This window comes from Agrobacterium rubi TR3 = NBRC 13261 (assembly GCF_000739935.1).
Taxonomy (GTDB): domain Bacteria; phylum Pseudomonadota; class Alphaproteobacteria; order Rhizobiales; family Rhizobiaceae; genus Agrobacterium; species Agrobacterium rubi.
This window is the reverse complement of sequence record NZ_BBJU01000029.1, coordinates 18,907-38,419: the sequence shown is the minus strand read 5'-3', so window position 1 is coordinate 38,419 and position 19,513 is coordinate 18,907. Positions and strand designations below refer to the sequence as shown.

Below are 19,513 nucleotides of genomic sequence, written 5' to 3'. Positions count from 1 at the left end.
TCAGCGCGGCTTGCGCGGTTCCTTGCCCGCTCTGGCTGTCGGCATCCCTTGCGGTGCAAGCACTGGCACGAACACACGGCGCGATGCTCGTTGCGTCACAGGCAGCCCCTGATAGAGCCGCTTTTGTGCCTCCACCACGATGACACCGGAAAAAACCGGCCACAGCTTGCGCCCCGTGGTTTCCAGAACCCTGCGAAAACGAAGAACCGATCTGACCTTGGACGGCGGGAAGAACAGGGCTTCGGCCGAGGCACCGGGCGTAAAATTCGTTTCCCGCAACAGTCCGGTCAACTGCCCGCGGGAATAGGGACGGCCGGAGCCGAAGGGCGTATGTTCCATGCGCGCCCATACGCCGCGCCGGTTTGGAACAACGATGACAAGCCGCCCACCAGGCGCCAGAACGCGCCATAATTCCTTCAGGGTCTCGCGGGGATTTTCCGCAAACTCCAGGGAATGCACCATCAAGATACGATCGATGGACGAATCCGGTAACGGCAGTTCCTCGTCAAAGACAAGCGCAGTCGACGACCGCTCGCCAGCGGGCCAGTTCACCGCCCCCTGCCCCGCCGGCATGAAAGCGAACGTTCTCTCGGTGTCGTGGCGAAAGCGGTCGAGAAACGGTACGGCGTAACCTATGCCCACCAGCCGCTCATCCGGCAGACTTGGCCACAGCGTCGATAGCGCCATGGTAATCGCCTGCTCGGCCGAGCGACCGAGAGGGGAATGATAAAATTCGCGCAGATCGACAATATCGGTATTCATGAAGCGAATGTAGCAGGCCGCAGTTGGACTTCAAGGCGCCAGAGCCTACATTGCAAAACCAATGATCTGGAACGCACAAGAGGGAGAAGAGACATGAAGCCGTTGGAAATAGAAGTCTTTTCGTGCCGCAGCGACAATTTCGGTGTTCTGCTGCACGATAGCGAAACAGGTGCAACCGTTTCCATCGATGCGCCCGAGGAAGCACCCATCATCGGTGCGCTCAACCGGCGCGGATGGACGCTCAGCCATATTTTCACGACGCATCACCACCAGGACCATGTCGAAGCCAACCTAGCGCTGAAGGAAAAATTCGACTGCACGATTTACGGGCCGCATGATGAGGCAATCGCCATACCAGGCCTGGACAAATCAGCCGCCGATGGTGACGAATTCGACTTTGCAGGTCATCGCGTGCAGGTCATTGCCACGCCGGGCCACACCGCCGGTCACATCTGCTACTACCTGCCGGATGATGCCCTGCTTTTTGCAGCAGACACCCTGTTTGCCCTTGGCTGTGGACGTCTGTTCGAGCGACCCGCTTCCGATATGTGGCATTCTTTCCAGAAACTCATGGCACTGCCCGATGATGTCAGCGTTTATTTCGGCCACGAATATACGCTGTCCAACGCCCGTTTCGCGGTGACCGTCGATCCGGATAATGCCGCGCTTCAGCAACGAGCCAGCGGGATCGAGGCCTTGCGAAACAAGGGCGCGTTCACCATTCCCACGACCATCGGTCTCGAAAAACAGACCAATCCCTATATGCGCGTCGCCGATCCAGCCATTCGCGCGCATCTTGGTCTCGAGGGCGCCACGGATGCCGAAGTGTTTGCCGAGATCAGAACCCGCAAGGATCGTTTCTGATGCCTGCAACCACGGCCATGCGACGGCGATATATTCTTTGCGGGAGAAGGAGCAAGGCTCCCAGCGTCCGGCTTACCCGCCGTATTTGGTCGCTGTGATGTAAACTTGTCCAACCTTGGTCGGTATGCGTGCGTACACGGGCGCATAGACGTCCATGTTGCTTGCCTTTGCAAACCAGATTTCCATGGAAATCGACTTCAGATATTCGATGTCCTTGCGGCCCTTTCGAAAGCCCGATTTCGGAACATACCGCGCGTTGCAAACAATCGCATCACCGGTAAAACCCTCTGTGGTAAAGGGCTTCGTACCGCCGGAACTCAAAACGAGATCGAGACGCGACTCGCCATCATAGATCGGCAGGCGGGTGGGGCAGATGCGACCTCCGACGGGAAACAGCAGCCCGGAAATCGGATCAAGCACCGAGCGCAGATCGCGATCTTTGACATCAACCCAATTGTCGGGGCGCGATTTCGGCTCCGGGTTCACGGTCGTCGATGTCACATTGCCGTTTCGATATTGGACATCATAGGTGCGCGTGCGCTTGCCATCCTTGTAGACCAGCGAATATTCGCTCGCCTGCATTCGGTTGCCGCGCTTTGCGCCCGACACATTGGTCTTGCCGGAAATATCTTTCAATACGCTGGCAATGCCAGCCGAACTGAAGGACCCGGAAATGGAATAGGTTGCGCCATTCATGCGCGTTGAGAAATTCGCGCGCGCAATGGGCAGCACACCCAGATTGATGCTGTATTCGCTGTCATGCCGGGTCTCTGCGGCCAGAACGGGCGAGATGCTTGCAAGTGTCACGACGATGGCCGTGAAAAACCTTTGTGCTTTGACATTCATTCGGGTAACACCTCGACAGGCAGGAAAGGCCGCCTTATGCCGCGATGATATACGCTGAGTTATGGCAATAAAAAAGCGGAGCGGTGGGGAAATCCAGTGAAATGGCTCACAAAAAAGAGTGGGCGGCTTGACTGATGCTCCCTGTCTGACTATAGAACCGCAACTTTCCAATCATTGCCAGTTGGATTGCTGACCGGATTTTGCCGGATAGCGAACCGTTGGTAAAACAGACGACAACAAATAGGTGTACCCATGTCCCGTGTATGCGAATTGACCGGCAAGGGCGTCCAGACGGGCAACAACGTCAGCCACGCCAACAACAGAACCAAGCGCCGGTTCCTTCCGAACCTCTGCCAGGTTACGTTGATTTCCGATTCTCTCGGCCAGCGCTTCCGTCTGCGTGTTTCCGCAGCTGCCCTGCGCTCCGTTGAGCATCGTGGCGGTCTTGACCTGTTCCTTCTCAAGTCCAGCGAAAGCGACCTTTCGATGCGCGCTCGTTTGCTGCGTCGCCAGATCGCCAAGAAGACTGTTGAAACAGCCGTTGCTGCTGCTTAATTAGCGGCGTCAATATCACGAACACTCAGAAGGCTTGAATGGCAATTGCCGCTCAAGCCTTTTGTGTGTTTTTATTCCGCTCCAACTGGTGGCATCACCCAGGATAAAAAAATGCCCTATCAACGCTTTATGCTCGTCTACATCTTGCTCATGACCACCGTTGTCGTGGCATCGAACATTCTAGTTCAGTACCCGTTATCGGGCACTCTCTTCGGCATCAATCTTGGCGACCTTCTCACCTGGGGTGCCTTCACCTACCCGGTTGCCTTTCTCATCACAGACCTGACCAACCGCCAGTTCGGTCCATCCGTTGCAAGACGGGTGGTGCTTGCGGGTTTCGTCGTCGGCGTATTCTTGTCATTCTGGACATCGATCCCGCGCATTGCCGTTGCGTCCGGCACCGCCTATCTGATCGGCCAACTTCTCGATATCTCGGTCTTCAATCGCCTTCGCCAGCAAAGCTGGTGGCGTGCACCTTTGGCGGGCTCCATGCTGGGCTCTGTGCTCGACACCGCTCTCTTCTTCTCGATTGCCTTTGCCGCGACTTTCTCATTCGTCGGCCCCAACGATGCTTTTGCCATCGAACAGGCCCCTATCCTCGGTATCTTCGCAAGCGAAGCACCGCGCTGGGTCTCGTGGGCATTGGGTGATCTCACGGTAAAGATTGTTGTCGGCCTCGTCATGCTTTTGCCCTACGGCGCATTGATGACGAAGCTGAAGCCGATGCCAACGACAAAACTGCAATAGCTGGCAAGTCCCAAAATCTGGGGCTTGCCGGATTTGACCTTCAGCCGTCATCGTCCTGCCCGAAATAACCTGATTAAAATGAGACGTCGCATTCGCACCGGATTGCCCGCTCATTATAGAATACCGCGCATGGGACTTATTTTGCCGACCCGTTGCGATCACCTCAAGTTTCAGCAATCATGCAAATAGCCTCAGGGTTTGGAGTTTCGCATCACCATGAAAAAATCGCCCAACGATATCGATATCCACGTGGGTTCACGTATTCGCATGCGCCGTGTCATGCTCGGCTTAAGCCAGGAAAAACTGGGTGATGGGCTTGGGATCACGTTCCAGCAAGTTCAGAAATACGAGAAGGGCACAAACAGGGTCGGCGCCAGCCGCCTGCAGCACATCTCGGAATTGCTGGATGTACACATCTCCTATTTCTTCGAGGGAAGCCCCGGTTCCGCCGACGACAAACCGCTAGCCGAACCCAGCCTCTTGTCGCAGTTCATGAACTCGAAGGAAGGCATATCGCTGGCAAGGGCATTTTGCACGATCGAAGACAGCCGTGTTCGCCGCCGCGTCCTGGAACTCGTCCAGTCACTGGGCAACAGCAGCGGCGCGGACACGCAAAAGAGCAGCACAGAGACCTCTGCATCCACCACACACTGAGCAAGATGGCCTTCAGATTAGCGACACTCGGCAGATGCAATCTGGAAGATGAGGCTGGTAACGTCATCAGCGTTCCAACCCAATCCTTGTTCCTATGTGCTTATCTCTACGACATCGGCAAACCGGTTGCGCGGCGAGATGCCGCCAATCTGTTATGGCCCGGTCATGGTCACGCAGCATCGACGAATTTGCGTTCGATGCTGCGTCGCTTTTCACTTGCGACCCAGAATGCACCCTCCCCGCCGATAACGATTGACGGCAACAGTCTTTCTATCAATCTCCAGATGCTGTCCTGCGATCTTGATTTCACACAGATCGCGACGCCGGTTGAACGTCTCCAAGCCGCCTGTTCTGCGATTGCGATGCGGTTTTTACCGTCTCTGGGAGATGGCAAAACGGCGCTCGACACATGGGTGAGAGATGTCCGTAGAAGGCTTCTTGGCACGCTGCGTGCGCAATTCCTTGAAATAATAGGCTCTGAGACACAAAGCCCCGACATCAAAACTGAACTGAGACGGACAGCCGTCCTCCTGCTAGAGGCCGACCCTGACGATCACGACATTCGCCGGCATCTGGCTTCAGGTCTGACGGGTGGCAGAAGCGCGATTTTGCCAGCCACGCCCATCGCGCGGATCCTTCCTGCACATATCATGTCCGGCGAGCCCGTTGGAGAGACGCAGACGCCACAGCCGCGTATCGCACTTCTGCCGCCATCAACCTCACAAGAAGCCAACCGCGAAGGTTCGATCTTGAACGCCTTGATCGAGGATTTGACGATCGGGCTTTGCAGCAGCCGCACTGTCTCGGTTGTCGCACCCTATACATCAGAGCGTATACAGGCATCAAAAGACAAGGCGGCAGCACTTGAAAAGCACAATGTTGTCTATGCGCTCGACAGCAGACGAAACGACACACATCTGTTCGTTCAGCTGATTTTCACGCCAACGGAAGAAATCATCTGGGCCGACCGCTTCGAGCTATCCCCTGTTGCCATCGCCTCGCACCGCGAGACGATGGCAACAGCCATTCAACGGGAGCTGATGTTCAGAATCGGTTTGCACCAGGGCGCAGTCCGTGATTTCACCCGTAGGCCAGAGGCTTATTTCCTCTATCTCAAGGGCTTGCAAACCCTGTCGAGCGTCAGCCTGCCGTCGATACGGCGCGCACGGAAATATTTCAAAGAGGCGCTGGAGCACGGAAATGATCTACCCGAGGCGCTTGCAGCAATGTCACGCACCTTGACCACAGAGTGGATATTGACTGCACGGTGTGACGAAGAACTTCTGACAAAAGCTCAGTATTTTGCCGATTGTGCCATCAAGGAAAATGATGGATTTGCTAGCGGCTTCAAAGAGCTGGGCGTCAGCCGCCTTTTTATGGGCAGGATCGATGATAGTCTGGCCGCACTGTCTCAAGCTGAACATCTCAGCCCCCAATATGCCGATGTTCTGGCAAGTCACGCCGACAGTTTGATCCATGCAAGTGATCCGGTCAGTGCGATGGTGAAAATCAAACACGCCATTTCGCTCAACCCGATTTCGCCGGATATCTATTTCTGGACAGCAGCAGGTGCAAGCTACTTTTTACAGGAATATGATCAAGCCCTGAATTACATCGATCAGATGGACAACAAACGCGCTGCGTCCAGACTAGCTGCGGCCTGCTGCGGAATGCTCGGGGCAATTGACAAGGCTCGCGCCCATCGTGCAAAAGTTTTTGAAGACAATCCAAGCTTTGATTTGGAACGTTGGTTGGCTGTTATTCCCCACAAGGAACAGTGGCAGACTGAACTATATCGTGAAGGCCTCAAGAGGGCTGGATTTTAGGCAGGGAATACCATGACAAAAGCAGTTATTCTGGGACTTGAGGGCGAAGAGGGTCTCTGGCTGGCCGATCTGCAATCAGGAACGATCACAGCGATTAAAGATCCCCTCACAGGGGAACTGGCCAAAGCCGCATCCCTGCGCGCCTCTTGCGTGACAATCACCAAAGGGATCGACTTTGCTATCGCCGCGTCCGCAGAAACCTTGGGAGCAGGCGGTATTCACGAAGGTGACTGCTGATCTTGCAGCTCGATAATCATCGCGCATGTCCTCCAGGCGAAACCTTGACAAGGGTTTCGCCTTTTCTTCGTCGCCTCGGCATCACCAGACTGGCTCGGCAGACAGGTCTCGATGACATCGGTATTCCGGTATGGTGCGCGTTTGCTCCGAACGCCAAAGCAATTGTCATCGCCCAAGGCAAGGGCATGGATGACGCGGCGGCCAAAACATCTGCGGCGATGGAAGCAATCGAGCGATCGGTCGCTACCAATCCCTCTTGTCAGTTACGTATGACAAGCCGGGAGACGCTTGAAGTATCAGGCTACACATATGATACCTTGGACAGCCTGCTCTCGCCGCAAGCCAACTCGGTAAGCCCAAGCGAAGAGATCACCTGGGCGCGAGCTCAGCATATGCTGACAGGCTCCCAGATATGGCTGCCATTCGACGCTATTCACCTTGACCGAACCGTCATATCCCCACGTTATTGGCAGTCATCCGACGGGCTCGCTTCGGGCAACACGCGCGATGAGGCGATTTTGCACGGCCTGCTGGAGCGTGTGGAGCGGGATGCATTGACGTTGTGGCAGATCACGCCCGTGACCAAGCGATACAAATCCGCAATCGACACGAAAGTGATCGTCGAACCACAGCTGCGTGACACCTTGGCCAAAATAGAGCGTGCCGGTCTGGAGATTGCCCTGTTCGACATCACGACAGATTTGGGAATACCCTGCATTGTCGCATTACTCGGGCCTAAAAATCGCAAAAATGGTCGTTCGATTCGCCATGTCGACATCACGCTTGGCGCCGGGGCCTCGACCTCACCGGCCATCGCGGCGATGAGAGCCATAACCGAATCTGTCCAGTCCCGCATGACCTTCATTGCCGGTGCCCGAGACGACCTGCTGCCGGAGATATTTTCTGACACGACCCACCCTTCGACAATCGCAGCCCTCGACGCTCCAGCTGCCAAGCGTTTGAACGACCTTCCTTTTCTCGGCGCATCATCGACAGAGCAATCTCTTTCCCTGGTTCTGGACGAACTTGCAGGCTGCGGCATTCAAAAGCTTTACGCCGTCGATCTCGCACCGGAATGGTTGCCTGTGGCCGTCGTCAAGGTCATCGCGCCGCAGCTTGAAAACCCCGATGGAGACCGGCACCGGCGGTTTGGTAGTCGCGCGCTCTCCAGGGCCTTGTGATGAAGGTTGTCTTCGTCGGCCCGAGTTTGCCGAATGCGCGCCAGTTTGCGGCCTCAGACATCGATATCCGTCCGCCCGCTTGTCAGGGGGACGTCATGCGCGCGGTTGCAGATGGTGCGACCGCAATAGGCTTGATCGACGGGCAGTTCGAAATGGTGGCACCTGTCTGGCACAAAGAGTTGCTGTTTGCCCTGTCGAAAAACATCACGGTGCTGGGTGCCGCAAGCATGGGCGCGTTGCGGGCAGCCGAATGTGCAGATTTCGGCATGATCGGCATCGGCACCATCTTCGAGGACTATGTATCCGGCAGGCGAGTGGATGATGCCGATGTCGCGCTGACCTATGGTCCGGCTGAACTTGGATATCCACCCTCAACCATCCCGCTGGTCAACGTCCAGGCGACCATCGCCAGAATATCCGAACTCGGCACACTGAGCGCAGCCTCGTGTCAGGCACTGGACGATGCAGCACAAGCGCTGTTTTTCAAACGCAGAAGCTGGAAGAGCATCGCCACCCTGTCCGGCATTGGTGTCGAAACGCTCAAGCCCATTCTCGCTCATTGTTGGGTGGATCAGAAAAAGCTCGACGCTATGAAGCTGCTTGAGGCGATGCAGCAAACGGCGTTTCCGACAGAAGCGGCCGATTGGCAGTTCAACGCAACGCCGTTATTCCGAAAAATGTACCTATAATAGGATGAAATTGTTGTGGTGAAAATCAAGCTCTGCGTGTGCAACGGTTTTGCAACGCGCAAAATAAGTTGCAGCCCTTTATAAGGGTGCATCGCAATTGACCACGATGAGTTTATGATGACATCCATAAAAACCGATGCCCAGATCAACGAACGCCAGGAAGAATTCCTGACCCTCATCAACATGCTGACTTATGCCGAAGGCGTTGCCGAAACATTGGGGGCACCCTCTGCCAGCTGGTATATCGACGTCGCGAAACAGGCTCTCCAATCCGCCTTGCAAAGCGAGATGGACATCGAGCTGACCCATGCCGATATCATCAACCTCTCATCGGTCCGCGCCGGCCACTGCTGAATTCAACTAGCCAGAACGTCGTTTTCACGGGGCAACGTCCATGTGGGGCGCTCGCCCCGTGTTCTATGTTGATCCTCGAAGACGCTGACGCCCTTCACGCAGAGGGTGGAAAACGGAATGCGATTGCTTCGACTTCCTGTGCCCAGGCATGACGCGCTTCTGCGGTGGTGAGGTTATGGTCGGCATCGGCGATGAACACGATGCGGGGATTTCCGTAGCGGCAGCTTAGCATACGCCCCCGCGGACCAAAGTTGGTTTCCAGCATGGCCGCGCCGATATCGCCTTCGGTGAAAACGACGGTCATCTGCGTATCATGGGCGGCAATGGCCTTGAAATCCCTGGAGAGAGCGTGAAAGCGCGGTGACAGAAACGGAAAACGCACCATGAGCGGCGTTGCGAACGAAATCGCTTTGCTGATGATCATGGCCCAGAGATTGACGATACCGTTGCGGATGCGCACTTTTCCGCTCAATACCCGGCGCCAGAAACCACCGCTGATCAGTTTTGCACCATAGCTGGCCAAGGGCTGTCGGGACGAGATCAACAGCGCCTCCACGTCGGCATCGGGCGGAATGTAGAAATCGAAGACGTTGACGGCAACCACGCCGCTGAAGCGTGGATCACGAACGCCGCTTTTGAACGCCGCCCAGCCACCGCTGCATCTGCCAGTAACGACGACAGGAAACAGCTGTCGTTGCTCCAGAAAATCGGTGGCTTCTTCTACGTCTTTCAATTGCCCGTCGCCATAAATGATCTGCTCAGGGCGGGTCGGAACGGGTGGGCTATCGGCAATATTGGCCATGTCGAATCGCAGACTGGCAATGCCAGCCCTTGCCAGTTCCCGACACAGTTGCGCGCTGATGCGGCCCCAACCAGACGCCCGTTCGTAACCCGTGGGAAGAACCAGAACCGTCGCACCCTTGCGAGGCCCCATAGGCTCGGCCAGAACACCATAGAGGCGGTCGCCCTCACCAAACCGAACAGGCGTTTCCGTAAAGCCCCTCCCCATAAGGACACCGGGTGTTGGAACTGGCACGTCGCCAATTCGCGCGCCATTAACGATCCCGCGATCGGCGACGTCTTTTGCCCATTCGGCCAATGTCTCGATCGCTGCCACGGGTGGCACGGAAAACAACACGTCGCGGATGAAGCGGTCATATCCTTCGAAATCCGTGGAGCGGACCTCGACGCCGAGTGTCTTGATGTGTTCGGCAAACTCGACATCAGCATGCCGGTTTTCCTGCTTGAGCAGCAGAATATGGGGCGCGGGTGCCTTCGTGGCAGACGCGATGTTGACCGACCGCAGCCCGACCGCCACCTGTTGCGGGATAATCTGCTCACCCATGGCGGGGCCGGATGCTGGAGGGTTTGTCTGAATGGCCCCTTCATTGGCAATCCGGCTCAACGCCACGAATTCCCGCAGCCAGTGGCGACCGGAAAGAGCCGGGGCCGCCAAGGCAAGACCGGCGACACAATCCATGTTCTCCGAGGCCCGCCACGCCAGCGCCCCGCCGATACCATGCCCGATCAGCACGACACGCTGTGCGCCAGACAGTTCTTTCAGTTTTTCTACCGCAGCGCGGATGGTATCAAGCCAGACATCGAGGCCCGTGGCATAGTCCTGATGATCGAGGGCGTCGCCGGTTCCGGGATAATCGAACCGCACGCTGGCCATGCCGCGCCTCGACAATTCGACGGCAAGGCGTTGCCAGAATTTGCGCGCGCAGAGCTCTTCGAAGCCCCAGGAGCCGACGAAGAGAACAGCTGTGTCGGTTGGTTCCTGCAACCCGCCGGGCCGAGATGTCTTCAGCAACGCCAACGCATCGGCCGGCCTGAACAGACCGACCGTATCGGAAAACGTCACTGGATAATCCGCAGCGATTTGCACCCGTGTTCTCCCCACACCGTGCAGATCAAAACCCGCATTCATCGATCAAGCTCCTGTTGCCGGTCTCCCCAAAGTCGCTCCAGAATGCCTCACGGTCCTAAACAAAGATTTTAAAGTCTCTGTAGCCCATTAAAAGTCCAGGATCGCGTCTAGGCAATAGTCTTTTTAGCATTTTTCGATATAGAGGCAGCGGCGACCAGGATATCGTTGAGCCTCTGATAGTAGCCAGACGATTCGGATGTGCCTTTAAATTCGGCAATGCCTGGAAAATAGGTATCGCGCTCCTGCCACCATCGCGCATGTCCAATGCTCAAAGCTCGATCCATCGCCGCAATGAGGCTCTCGTCCTTGTCAGGATCGTAACACCAACCGGTGCCGAGGTCTCTCAATATCTCCGGTGTTCCGCCCCGTTCCGAACCAATGACCGGTATGCCATAAGTTGCCGCTTCCATCAGGATCAGACTTTGAGGTTCATGCCAGCGCGACGGCACAACGATCACATCTGCTACCCGATAAATCTCTTCTGGCTCCACGAAGCCAAGGAACTGTATCGATGCTGTGCCGGCTAAAGACTTAAGGTGCTGCACATAGTCCTCCCGCCCACGTCCGCCGATCAGAAGTGTGGCGTCTTGCGAGTGCGGTAGTTTGACGAAGGCGCGGATCAAGTCCTCGATGCCCTTTTCTTCCGCCAGTGCACCCAGATATCCGAAGGTAAAATGTTCGCTGGTGCCGCTCTTTCGGCCCATCAATCGGGCATCGAGCAACGCCTGGCTTCGGTTGGCGTTGAGCAACACGTGCCAGTCCGCTTTCGGCAGAACGCCGTTTTGCAAGAAGCGCTGACGCAGGGCATCGCTCACAGAAATTGCCGTCACACCGTCGCCATCGCTGGATTTGATCCGCGCGGTCAGCACACGGCACTCAAGGCACGGCCGTTCGCAGTTGCCGGAACCGCGGAACATACTCGATTTGGGGCACAGCAGCGCATAGTCGTGCAGGTGCAAACACAGCGGGATTCCAAGCGCGCTTGTCGCCTCGAAGAGAGCCGGCTGCATCCGTGCGGAATTGTGGGCGTAGACCAGATCGATCTGCTCACGCACCAGAAGGTCTTTCACGTCTTTAGCCGACGTCGCACCCAAGGCGCTGCGAATATGCCAGGCCAGCTTCGTAAATTTGCTGACCGATGGTTTCCGGGGGCCAGGAAGGTAACTGTTGTGCCAGTTGACGCGCACCAACCGGATGCCATCCTCGTTCAGCGTTTCACCTGGAGGCGCGACCTCGTCACCTTCGAGCCCCAAAGACAGGATGATGACCTCATGATGGCGCGAAAGTTCTGCCGCGCAGATGCGCGCCACGATCTCTGCCCCGCCCTCTTCCTGGGGCGCGAATGTCTGGGCGACGATACAAATCTTCATCAGCTTCGCAATGTCTCCACCATGCAGGCACATCCGGCAAAGCCGGAAAGCTGCTTTTGGCACGTTATATCATGAGATGTGAACATAACATCAAAGTCCTGAGACAGCGTCGAGCAGACGCTGCGCGCTGTGATCCCACGAAAACGCCTTGGCGCGTGCGTGGCCCTTGGCAATCATGTCCTGCCGCAGTTCGGGCTTTGCAAGCAGGTGAGCGACGGATTGCGCCATCTCCTGTGCGTTCTCAGGATGGAAATATAGCGCTGCGTCACTGCAAACTTCGCGCGCCGGCTCGATATTCGACGACAGAACCGGGCAGCCGAGAAGCATCGCTTCGAGAGGCGGAATGCCAAAACCTTCGTAAACGCTAGGGAAGAGCAATGCGGATGCGTGGGTATAAAGTGCGACGATCTCTTCATCGGAAAGTCTGCCGGTAAAGATGACCTTGTCACTCGTTACCGGCGCCGAGCCTTGCTCACGGTTTTGGAAAACGGCGGACGCCGCAGCACCGACGATGACGAAGCGTGGTGCAGCCTCGCCCAGGAGCGCCATCGCCTCTATGGCGCGCTTGAGGTTCTTGTTGGGTGTCGGAGAGCCGACAAACAGCACATACTGTCCCGGTGTCAGACCGAGCCGATCGATCACCGTTTCATCGGTGGAAATAGCCGTCATATGTTCACAGCTGTTGGGAATGACAGCGACGTTCCTGGCGCCAATTGTCTCACCCAGCTCGCGCCGGGAAAATTCGGACACCGTTGCAATGCGTCCACGACGCGCAAGAACCCGTCCCAGAGTGCCGTGCACAGCGCGATAGGCGCGCGAAAAATTTTCCGGGGTGCGAAAAATCATGGCGTCGTGAATAACGGTCAGGCTTTTGCCGTGCAACACGGGCCCGCTGTTGCACAGGTTGATCAAGCGCCCATGGCGCGACGCCGCAAAGAGCTGCGTCTGCTCCCACAGGTGGCCGGACAGCGATCCGGTTTTCACCTGTCGGATGGAAGACAGCTCCATATCCAACGCTGCAGCTTCAGGAGCCAGCAACACCCACTCGTGCCCGGCTCGGGTCGATGTCAGATGGCGGTCCAGCGCCTTGACGATCTCGCGTGCGAAGCGCTGGACGCCACTGGTCTTTTGGGTGAGAAACCGACCATTGATGAAATGCGTCATGCGATTTTGCGACTTTCTACCGGCGCTTCATTCACGATGGTGCGGTAAAGCTGCATGAGGGTGCTGTTAGTACGCTCACTTCTATAGCGTTCGACGAAGCGTGCGTAACCGGCAGTTCCCATCCGTGCCCAGTCGTCAGCGCCACGCGATGCGATGGCGGTGGCTAGGGCGTGGGGGTCACCTGGCGGAAACAAAAGCCCGGTCTGGCCTTCAAGCACGACAGATTGCAGCCCACCCACCTGCGATGCGATGACGGGTTTGTGGGCGCGCATTGCTTCCAGGGCCACAAGCCCGAAACCTTCCCATCGAGACGGCATCGCCACCACGTCGCAAACGGCCAGATGCCCGGCAATGTCTTCTGACGATTTCCATCCCAGCAATTCGACATTGGATGGTATCACGTCCGTCAGCGTATTTCTGGTCGTGACATGCGCGCCAATCACCCGGAAAACGGCCTTGTCTTTCAGCTCCGCTGCCGCTTGCAACAGAATGTCGACGCCTTTTTGCCGATCGAGGCGGCCGACGAACAGCACTTTGGTGCGCGGATCGTCCCATGTGGCGGCATTCGCCACCGGCATTTGCGTGGATATGCCGTTTTCGATCACGACCATATGGTCTGCTGGAATGCCCGCGTTGATGCCCTGCCGATACTCGTGATCGGATATGGCAATGATGGTATGGCAAAGTGGCGAGAGAAGTCGCTCACCCCAGGATGCCGGTCGACGCAGCATTCCCAGTGATTCCATGTCGAAAACCCAGCCATGCGGGCAATAGACGATCGGCGGGAATGTACCGGGCAATGCACCGATGGCCCGTACGACCAGACCCGCAAAGGTCGAGTGAGCATGGATGATATCGGGCTTAAACGCCTTCGCCTCATGTAAGACGGTGCGCGCCAGCGCCGGAAGTGCGGTTAATCTGCGTCGTCTCTTGAAGGTGGCAACACACGAGCGCGGTGTATGTTTCAGAAAATTCACATGCGCATCGGGCACGATGATCCTGACGTTTTCAGCACCCAAATCGTTGATCTGTGTAGGAATGGTCTCATTGGCATAGGTCGCAGGTCCGCCGGGAAGCGTCTCGAATACGTGCAGAATCCTCATGATCCACCTCACCTGCGGCATCGGATCGAACGGCGACCTGCCCTTGCAGATGCACTTAAAGCGCATATTCCTTAATCAAGTTGGAATGTATAACGAAATTTCCGCCAATCCAGATGTCTTTTGCGCTTATTTCTGTAGTCGCAAGTCAAAACAAGGAAGACGGCCATTCATGGTCGCAGATTTATTTTTCATCATCTCATGATTGACCGTGCATGCTGCCACATTAAGATTCAATATATTTAAAGAGTTGTCACGGCATAAGTACAACCCAGGGAACAGCACAGCATTTTGATGTCTAGAGGGAAGCGGATTTGAAAATCTGCATCGTATCGCAAACGTTCGCCCCACAGGAGGAAGGCGGCGCGGAAATATCTGCGCGCCTGGGAGCGATGGAGCTGGGGAAGCGCCATGACGTCACCGTGCTCGCTCTCGGTCAAGAGGGAGACGCGATTGCGCCGCCTGGGGAAACACGCCTGCCCGGCGGCATCAGGGTCATCCGCCTTCCGTGGATGAACAGCTATCTGCCGTTGCCTCGCAAATCCACGGCTGGATTTCTGCGACGGGCACGCTGGCATCTGCGCACCGCATTGGGCGCTATATGTCCTAAGGGGCTGACCGACTTTTTTATCCGAGAAAAATTCGATCTCATCTATGCGCAGAATTCCGCCTTCATGCAGCCCGCCTTGTTTCTGGCAGCACGCGATGCCGACATTCCGGTTTGCCTGCACCTGAGAGATTACGGACTGCTCTGTCCCAAAACCAGCATGTTTCGCGGCGGCGACAATTGCGAACGCCCATGCCTCGACTGTTCCGTGCTGAACCGGCGGATGCGCAAGCTGGCAAGCAGCGATATGAGCATCATCGCCGTCAGCGATGCCCTGCGCCAGAGGTTTATCAGCAACGGTGTGTTTGAGGATGCGAAGTGGCATGTGATGCACAACACCAACGCCACCGAAAACAGCTTCGAGACGTCGCTCATCGGCAGGCACGAAGCCTCAAGCCCGGTCTTCACCTTTGGTTATCTGGGCGCAATCACCAAGGAAAAGGGTGTCGAGGATCTCGTACGCGCCTTCCTGTCGCTGCCGCAACGCTCACATGCTAAGCTCATTCTCGCAGGCCGTGGCCGCGAGGAGTTTTTGGCGAAGTTGAAAACCATGTCGAAAGATGCGCCCGTCGAATTCAAGGGTTTCGTCAGGCCAGAGGATATCTACCGCGTGGCCGATGCCATCATCGTGCCGTCGCTCTGGCATGAACCGCAAAGCCGCATTCTCGTGGAAGCCCCGATTTATGGTGTGCCCGTCATCGCAACGGCTCGCGGGGGCACCCCTGAGATCGTGGACAAACAGCAGACGGGCTGGTCCTATAATCCCGCACAGCCAGATGCGCTTTCCAAGCTGCTGGACAAGGCGCTGTCCACCGGCCAGAAAAAATGGTGGGAGAAACGCAACGAGTTTTTCCCCGGCTTCCTCAATTTCAAAGGCATGGCCGAAGATACCGGCTATTATGAGCGGCTCGAGCAGATATTGTTGTCGGCGGCTCAGCGGTAAGTTTCACGTTGACGTGCTGACGCGCCAACATGGCTAACACCTTCTTAACCCGCTTCTGCGACGGTCAATGAAACGGTTTTTCTTTGCCGCTTCATGCACAGTGCTTGGGCAATAAGGTTCGACATGTCCCATCTGGCTTGGCTCATACTCATCATCGGCTGGTTGGTTTTCCTTCTTTATTACGTCAGCTCGTTTTACAAATGGGGCGTACTGACCTTCTCGTCCTATTTCTGGATACGCTACAACGTCCTGCCCATCTTGGTCATGTCGCCCTTTGCCGCGTCGGATCAGAACATGGAAGCGGTTGGAGATTCGATCTACCTCATCCGCGACTATATCAACGAAGCATTTTATCTCTCCGTTTTAGGCGTGGTCTTCGTCATCGTCGGCATGGGTTTGGCAACCTTCAGCTCTGGCAAAAGCGCCGTCTTTACCTTCGTCGAGAAGGGGTACGCATTCTGGCAGACGAAACCGGGCGTCTGGATATCCTTAGGGGTAATCATCGTGGCGACGCTGGGGCTGGTCGCCCTCGGCGTCAGGCCGTTCCAAGGCAGACAGTTTTCCTTCGAAAACACATCCCTGCGCCCTGCCATCAACCTTTATTCGGTCATCTTGCCGACGATCACGCTCAGTCTGCTCGTTTATGGCTTCGGCTATAGCCGCTTTTTCGTGTTTGCCGGGTTCATGTGCAGCGCACTTGGCCTGATGATCGGCACGCGCGGCGCCAGCATCGAAGTGCTGTTCATGTTCGTCGTCTGCCTCATCATGACCTATCGCTATCGAAATCTCGCAGCCTTCACGCTATCCATCTTCGGCTTCGTGACGATTGCGATTGCCATCGGCATTTTGCGCTCCACAGCGGATGGCGACAGTGGCGTGGATGTGTTGCAGGTCGTGACCTTCCAGATATTCTACGGCAACAATTTTTCGGATTTCCGGGATTATGCCTGGATCTTGAGCGGTTTCAACGGCCGGTTCTATCACGGCATGACCTATCTCGCCGGCTACATGGCGCTCATTCCATCCTTTATCAGCGACTTTCGCGGTGATTTTCGCATGGGTGTGGTCACCGCCACGCTTGCGGGTCTTGACCCGCAATTCCATGCAGGTCTGCGCCCAACCCTGTTCGGTGAGGCCTATTTGAACTTCGGCATTCCCGGCGTGGTCGTCATTGCCACACTGTTCGGCTACTATTTCGGCAAGCTGCAAATGTGGGTGCATGACAATCTGCAGCCCAACCGTTTGGGCTTGCGCAAGGTCGCCTGCGGCTACATCGCCTTCCTATTTTTGTTCAATGCCGTTTTCACGCCCGGATTTTATTACGTTTACGTCGTCGCCGCGTGGCTCACGGGCGGGATCATTCTGTCCTACCTCTTCGACAGGCCGGCTCTTGATAGCAAGGCGCAAGCCGCCAAAACCTAGAGTGTTTCCGGGCCGGTGCGGAACGTGCCTTGCGGCTTGTCTTTCCAGAACGTGCCAAGCCAGGCATCCGTCGATGGTGGCCGGAAAGCCCCGAAGCCCGATGTCGGGCTGAATGTCATTTCGCCGAAAAGCGGGCCAGACGGCTTGTCGTAGAAATCGATGCGAACGAATTCGAATCCCTGCGCCAAGGTACGAGCCGCAGCCAGAATGTCATCGAGATGCGGCGGGCGGGGAAGATCGCCCGTTTCGAGCGGATAATAGTGCCCAAAATCCAGCTTGTTCCAATGTTCATCGTAAAAACAGCGGCGGTGATCGGTAAACCGCGCCGTATCGATCTGAATGCAGGGAATATCGTTCTCGAAGCAGAACAGCTTATAATCGACGGGTGCTTCGCCATCGTCACCGATGAAGGGTTCGATGAAAATTTCCGGCTCGATGTGATTGTACCATTCTTCTGCCAGACGCCACGCGGTGCGACCGGCAAGCCAGGCATCGCACGTCTCTTTCGCCCCGATCAGGTCGTCCGGTCCGTAAACGAAGATATTGCGATCCGAACCGTGATTGACCTTGATGACGTAAGGAAACGGCAGGGCCGGACAGTCATCGAGGTTTTTGCCGCGCCAAAGCGTCGGCGTCACCCAAGTCTCGCCGAGAACAGCCGCAACATGCGCTTTTACGGCAATCTTGTCGCTGAGCATGATCAGGCGCGGATCGGACTGCGGTCCGGTCCAGGCGATTTTGCGGGCCGCGAGATGTTCGTTCAGCGTCTTGGGATGATCCAGATCGGCCCATAATTTGTGATAGCGGTAATATTGCAGTTGCGTCGCCCGCTTGATCGGCAGGCTGTGAATGGCCGTGTGGTAGAGTTTTTTGAAAAGCCGCCGTCCAAGCGAATGCTGTGGTTGACCCGGTCCCATGATTTCACACGCCTCTTTTGAGATGCAGACGGTGGTCGCTCAGTGTCATGACCGCGAAGCCCGCCACAGCATCGTGCTGGAAATCGACGCCGTCACCAGCGCCGTGAAGAATGCAGACAAGCCAGCACCAATAAAGCCAAAGGTGCTGATGAGCAGAAAACTCATGGCGATGGACAGCAGAACGCTCGACAGATTGACGAAGGCGTAATGGCCATCCTTTCGAAGACTGTTCAAACCCAGCCCCATCAGATCGGTGCAAGATCGCACCACGGCCGTCAACAGCAGAAGCGCGAAAATGCCCTGATGCTGGCCCAGTTCCGGCATGTTCATGAGATGCACGAGAATATTGCCCGCTATGAAGATGGCAACGCCAAGCCCGAAGGCAACCGCCGCCGTCTTGCTGAATTGCCAGAGCATCACCTGGCGCCATTCCTTCATGGAGCCGGTATTATACGCCTTGAAAAGTGCCGGGATCGCCACTTGCAGGACGGCGGTGGAAATCAGCGTCTGCAACGCGTTGGCCAGCGACCAGTAGAAGGTGTAGACGCCAGTCAGCGACAGTGTCAGCAGCAGCGACACGATATAGCGATCCGCATAGACCAGTCCGACATTGCTCATATCGCTGATATAGATCAGCCAAGCCTTGCGCATCCGCTTCTTCACCCAGCGCATACGCATCGGCATGCTGAGAATGCGTCTGAACGGCCAGTTGCGCAGGAAAAAGACGAGTCCGGCAAACATCAGAATATAACCGAGGCTCCAGGCAACCATGATCGCCTCGATGGTGCGGAATGTCTCGAACGCGAGGCCCAGGCCAATAACGGGCAAAATCCACGAGGATGTTCTCAGGAAAAACAGGACATTCGCCTGGCTCGACATTTCCTGGGCAATCAAGGGAACGTGGATGTCGCAGGATATCGTTTCCAGCCAAACGACGAGAAGGATCAGGAAATAAAGCGGACTGACGTCATGCCCCATGAAAGAGGCGACGACCAAAGCGACCGCCGTCATTGCAGCAAGCGACGTCACCGTCACCAGCAATCGCGTTTTCATGTAAAGACCGGCAATACCCGTGGTTTTGCCGCTGATATCCCGCGCAATGAAGTAGTTCAGGCCCCAACCGAGAATCGCGGGCGCTGCGTTGACGACGCCGAGCGCCAGACCATAGACTCCTGCCGCCTCAAGCCCGATGAACTTGACGATGTAGAACGACAGCGCAAAGCGCAGAACGAGCGTCGAACCGCGAAGGCCCATGTTGAAGATGACATTCAGACCCGAAATGGATCGACCCTGCAAAAATGGGATGCGAATGGCTGCACGGTTGTTGTCTTCAGCCAAAGTAAGC

General features: G+C 56.3%; 19 protein-coding genes. 11 read left to right on the top strand and 8 right to left on the bottom strand.

From position 1 onward, the window contains the following. Entirely contained in the window at nucleotides 1-762 is a 762-nt protein-coding gene (locus tag RRU01S_RS21885; RefSeq protein ID WP_045232351.1) for a class I SAM-dependent methyltransferase, read from the bottom strand. Between the two features lie 93 nt (nucleotides 763-855). On the opposite strand from RRU01S_RS21885, the gene gloB reads away from it, so the two are divergent. Further along, nucleotides 856-1,626, top strand: a complete 771-nt coding sequence (gene gloB / locus RRU01S_RS21880; RefSeq protein WP_045232350.1) for a hydroxyacylglutathione hydrolase — start codon at nucleotides 856-858, stop codon at nucleotides 1,624-1,626. Between the two features lie 72 nt (nucleotides 1,627-1,698). Here gloB and RRU01S_RS21875 read toward each other — a convergent pair whose 3' ends face one another. Next, on the bottom strand, nucleotides 1,699-2,472 hold the full coding sequence (locus RRU01S_RS21875) for a DUF3108 domain-containing protein (RefSeq protein WP_045232349.1): 774 nt from the start codon (nucleotides 2,470-2,472) through the stop codon (nucleotides 1,699-1,701). Nucleotides 2,473-2,724: 252 nt separating this feature from the next. Here RRU01S_RS21875 and rpmB point away from each other — a divergent pair, with 252 nt between their 5' ends. The 8 genes from rpmB (at nucleotide 2,725) to RRU01S_RS21835 (ending at nucleotide 8,715) form a co-directional block, all read left to right on the top strand. Continuing rightward, on the top strand, nucleotides 2,725-3,027 hold the full coding sequence (rpmB, locus tag RRU01S_RS21870) for a 50S ribosomal protein L28 (RefSeq protein WP_042616811.1): 303 nt from the start codon (nucleotides 2,725-2,727) through the stop codon (nucleotides 3,025-3,027). 111 nt (nucleotides 3,028-3,138) lie between these two features. After that, on the top strand, nucleotides 3,139-3,774 hold the full coding sequence (locus tag RRU01S_RS21865; protein WP_045232425.1) for a queuosine precursor transporter: 636 nt from the start codon (nucleotides 3,139-3,141) through the stop codon (nucleotides 3,772-3,774). Between the two features lie 216 nt (nucleotides 3,775-3,990). Beyond that, nucleotides 3,991-4,428: a helix-turn-helix domain-containing protein gene (locus RRU01S_RS21860; RefSeq protein ID WP_045232424.1), complete on the top strand. Its 438-nt coding sequence runs from the start codon at nucleotides 3,991-3,993 to the stop codon at nucleotides 4,426-4,428. A 650-nt stretch (nucleotides 4,429-5,078) separates the two neighbouring features. Then, the gene (locus RRU01S_RS26560; RefSeq protein ID WP_244446097.1) at nucleotides 5,079-6,254 is read left to right on the top strand and encodes a tetratricopeptide repeat protein; all 1,176 of its coding nucleotides are present in this window, start codon (nucleotides 5,079-5,081) and stop codon (nucleotides 6,252-6,254) included. Nucleotides 6,255-6,266: 12 nt separating this feature from the next. Next, nucleotides 6,267-6,491 carry a hypothetical protein gene (locus RRU01S_RS21850; RefSeq protein ID WP_045232348.1) on the top strand — a complete coding sequence of 75 codons (225 nt, stop codon included), beginning with the start codon at nucleotides 6,267-6,269 and terminating at the stop codon, nucleotides 6,489-6,491. A gap of 2 nt (nucleotides 6,492-6,493) precedes the next feature. After that, a complete protein-coding gene (locus RRU01S_RS21845) occupies nucleotides 6,494-7,672 on the top strand; it encodes a YcaO-like family protein (RefSeq protein ID WP_081880165.1) in 1,179 nt (392 codons plus the stop codon). Continuing rightward, nucleotides 7,672-8,361: a TfuA-like protein gene (locus RRU01S_RS21840; protein ID WP_045232346.1), complete on the top strand. Its 690-nt coding sequence runs from the start codon at nucleotides 7,672-7,674 to the stop codon at nucleotides 8,359-8,361. The genes RRU01S_RS21845 and RRU01S_RS21840 overlap by 1 nt, the downstream gene beginning before the upstream one ends. 117 nt (nucleotides 8,362-8,478) lie before the next feature. Then, complete coding sequence (locus RRU01S_RS21835) at nucleotides 8,479-8,715, top strand: hypothetical protein (protein WP_131367819.1); 237 nt, start codon at nucleotides 8,479-8,481, stop codon at nucleotides 8,713-8,715. A gap of 94 nt (nucleotides 8,716-8,809) precedes the next feature. Here RRU01S_RS21835 and RRU01S_RS21830 read toward each other — a convergent pair whose 3' ends face one another. From RRU01S_RS21830 to RRU01S_RS21815, 4 genes are all read right to left on the bottom strand, one after another. Then, nucleotides 8,810-10,645 carry an alpha/beta fold hydrolase gene (locus tag RRU01S_RS21830; protein WP_045232344.1) on the bottom strand — a complete coding sequence of 612 codons (1,836 nt, stop codon included), beginning with the start codon at nucleotides 10,643-10,645 and terminating at the stop codon, nucleotides 8,810-8,812. 107 nt (nucleotides 10,646-10,752) lie between these two features. After that, on the bottom strand, nucleotides 10,753-12,015 hold the full coding sequence (locus RRU01S_RS21825) for a glycosyltransferase (protein ID WP_165572261.1): 1,263 nt from the start codon (nucleotides 12,013-12,015) through the stop codon (nucleotides 10,753-10,755). A gap of 90 nt (nucleotides 12,016-12,105) precedes the next feature. Next, nucleotides 12,106-13,179, bottom strand: a complete 1,074-nt coding sequence (locus tag RRU01S_RS21820) for a glycosyltransferase family 4 protein (RefSeq protein ID WP_045232342.1) — start codon at nucleotides 13,177-13,179, stop codon at nucleotides 12,106-12,108. Then, entirely contained in the window at nucleotides 13,176-14,282 is a 1,107-nt protein-coding gene (locus RRU01S_RS21815; protein WP_045232422.1) for a glycosyltransferase, read from the bottom strand. The genes RRU01S_RS21820 and RRU01S_RS21815 overlap by 4 nt, the downstream gene beginning before the upstream one ends. Nucleotides 14,283-14,593: 311 nt before the next feature. On the opposite strand from RRU01S_RS21815, the gene RRU01S_RS21810 reads away from it, so the two are divergent. After that, nucleotides 14,594-15,829 carry a glycosyltransferase gene (locus tag RRU01S_RS21810; protein ID WP_045232341.1) on the top strand — a complete coding sequence of 412 codons (1,236 nt, stop codon included), beginning with the start codon at nucleotides 14,594-14,596 and terminating at the stop codon, nucleotides 15,827-15,829. 123 nt (nucleotides 15,830-15,952) lie between these two features. Beyond that, complete coding sequence (locus tag RRU01S_RS21805) at nucleotides 15,953-17,251, top strand: O-antigen polymerase (RefSeq protein ID WP_045232340.1); 1,299 nt, start codon at nucleotides 15,953-15,955, stop codon at nucleotides 17,249-17,251. Here RRU01S_RS21805 and RRU01S_RS21800 read toward each other — a convergent pair. Together RRU01S_RS21800 and RRU01S_RS21795 are read right to left on the bottom strand one after the other, a co-directional pair. Beyond that, the gene (locus RRU01S_RS21800; protein ID WP_045232339.1) at nucleotides 17,248-18,168 is read right to left on the bottom strand and encodes an ATP-grasp fold amidoligase family protein; all 921 of its coding nucleotides are present in this window, start codon (nucleotides 18,166-18,168) and stop codon (nucleotides 17,248-17,250) included. The genes RRU01S_RS21805 and RRU01S_RS21800 overlap by 4 nt on opposite strands. Before the next feature lie 45 nt (nucleotides 18,169-18,213). Next, nucleotides 18,214-19,506, bottom strand: coding sequence for a lipopolysaccharide biosynthesis protein (locus RRU01S_RS21795; protein ID WP_045232338.1), 1,293 nt, complete (start codon nucleotides 19,504-19,506; stop codon nucleotides 18,214-18,216). Nucleotides 19,507-19,513: the final 7 nt, after the last annotated feature.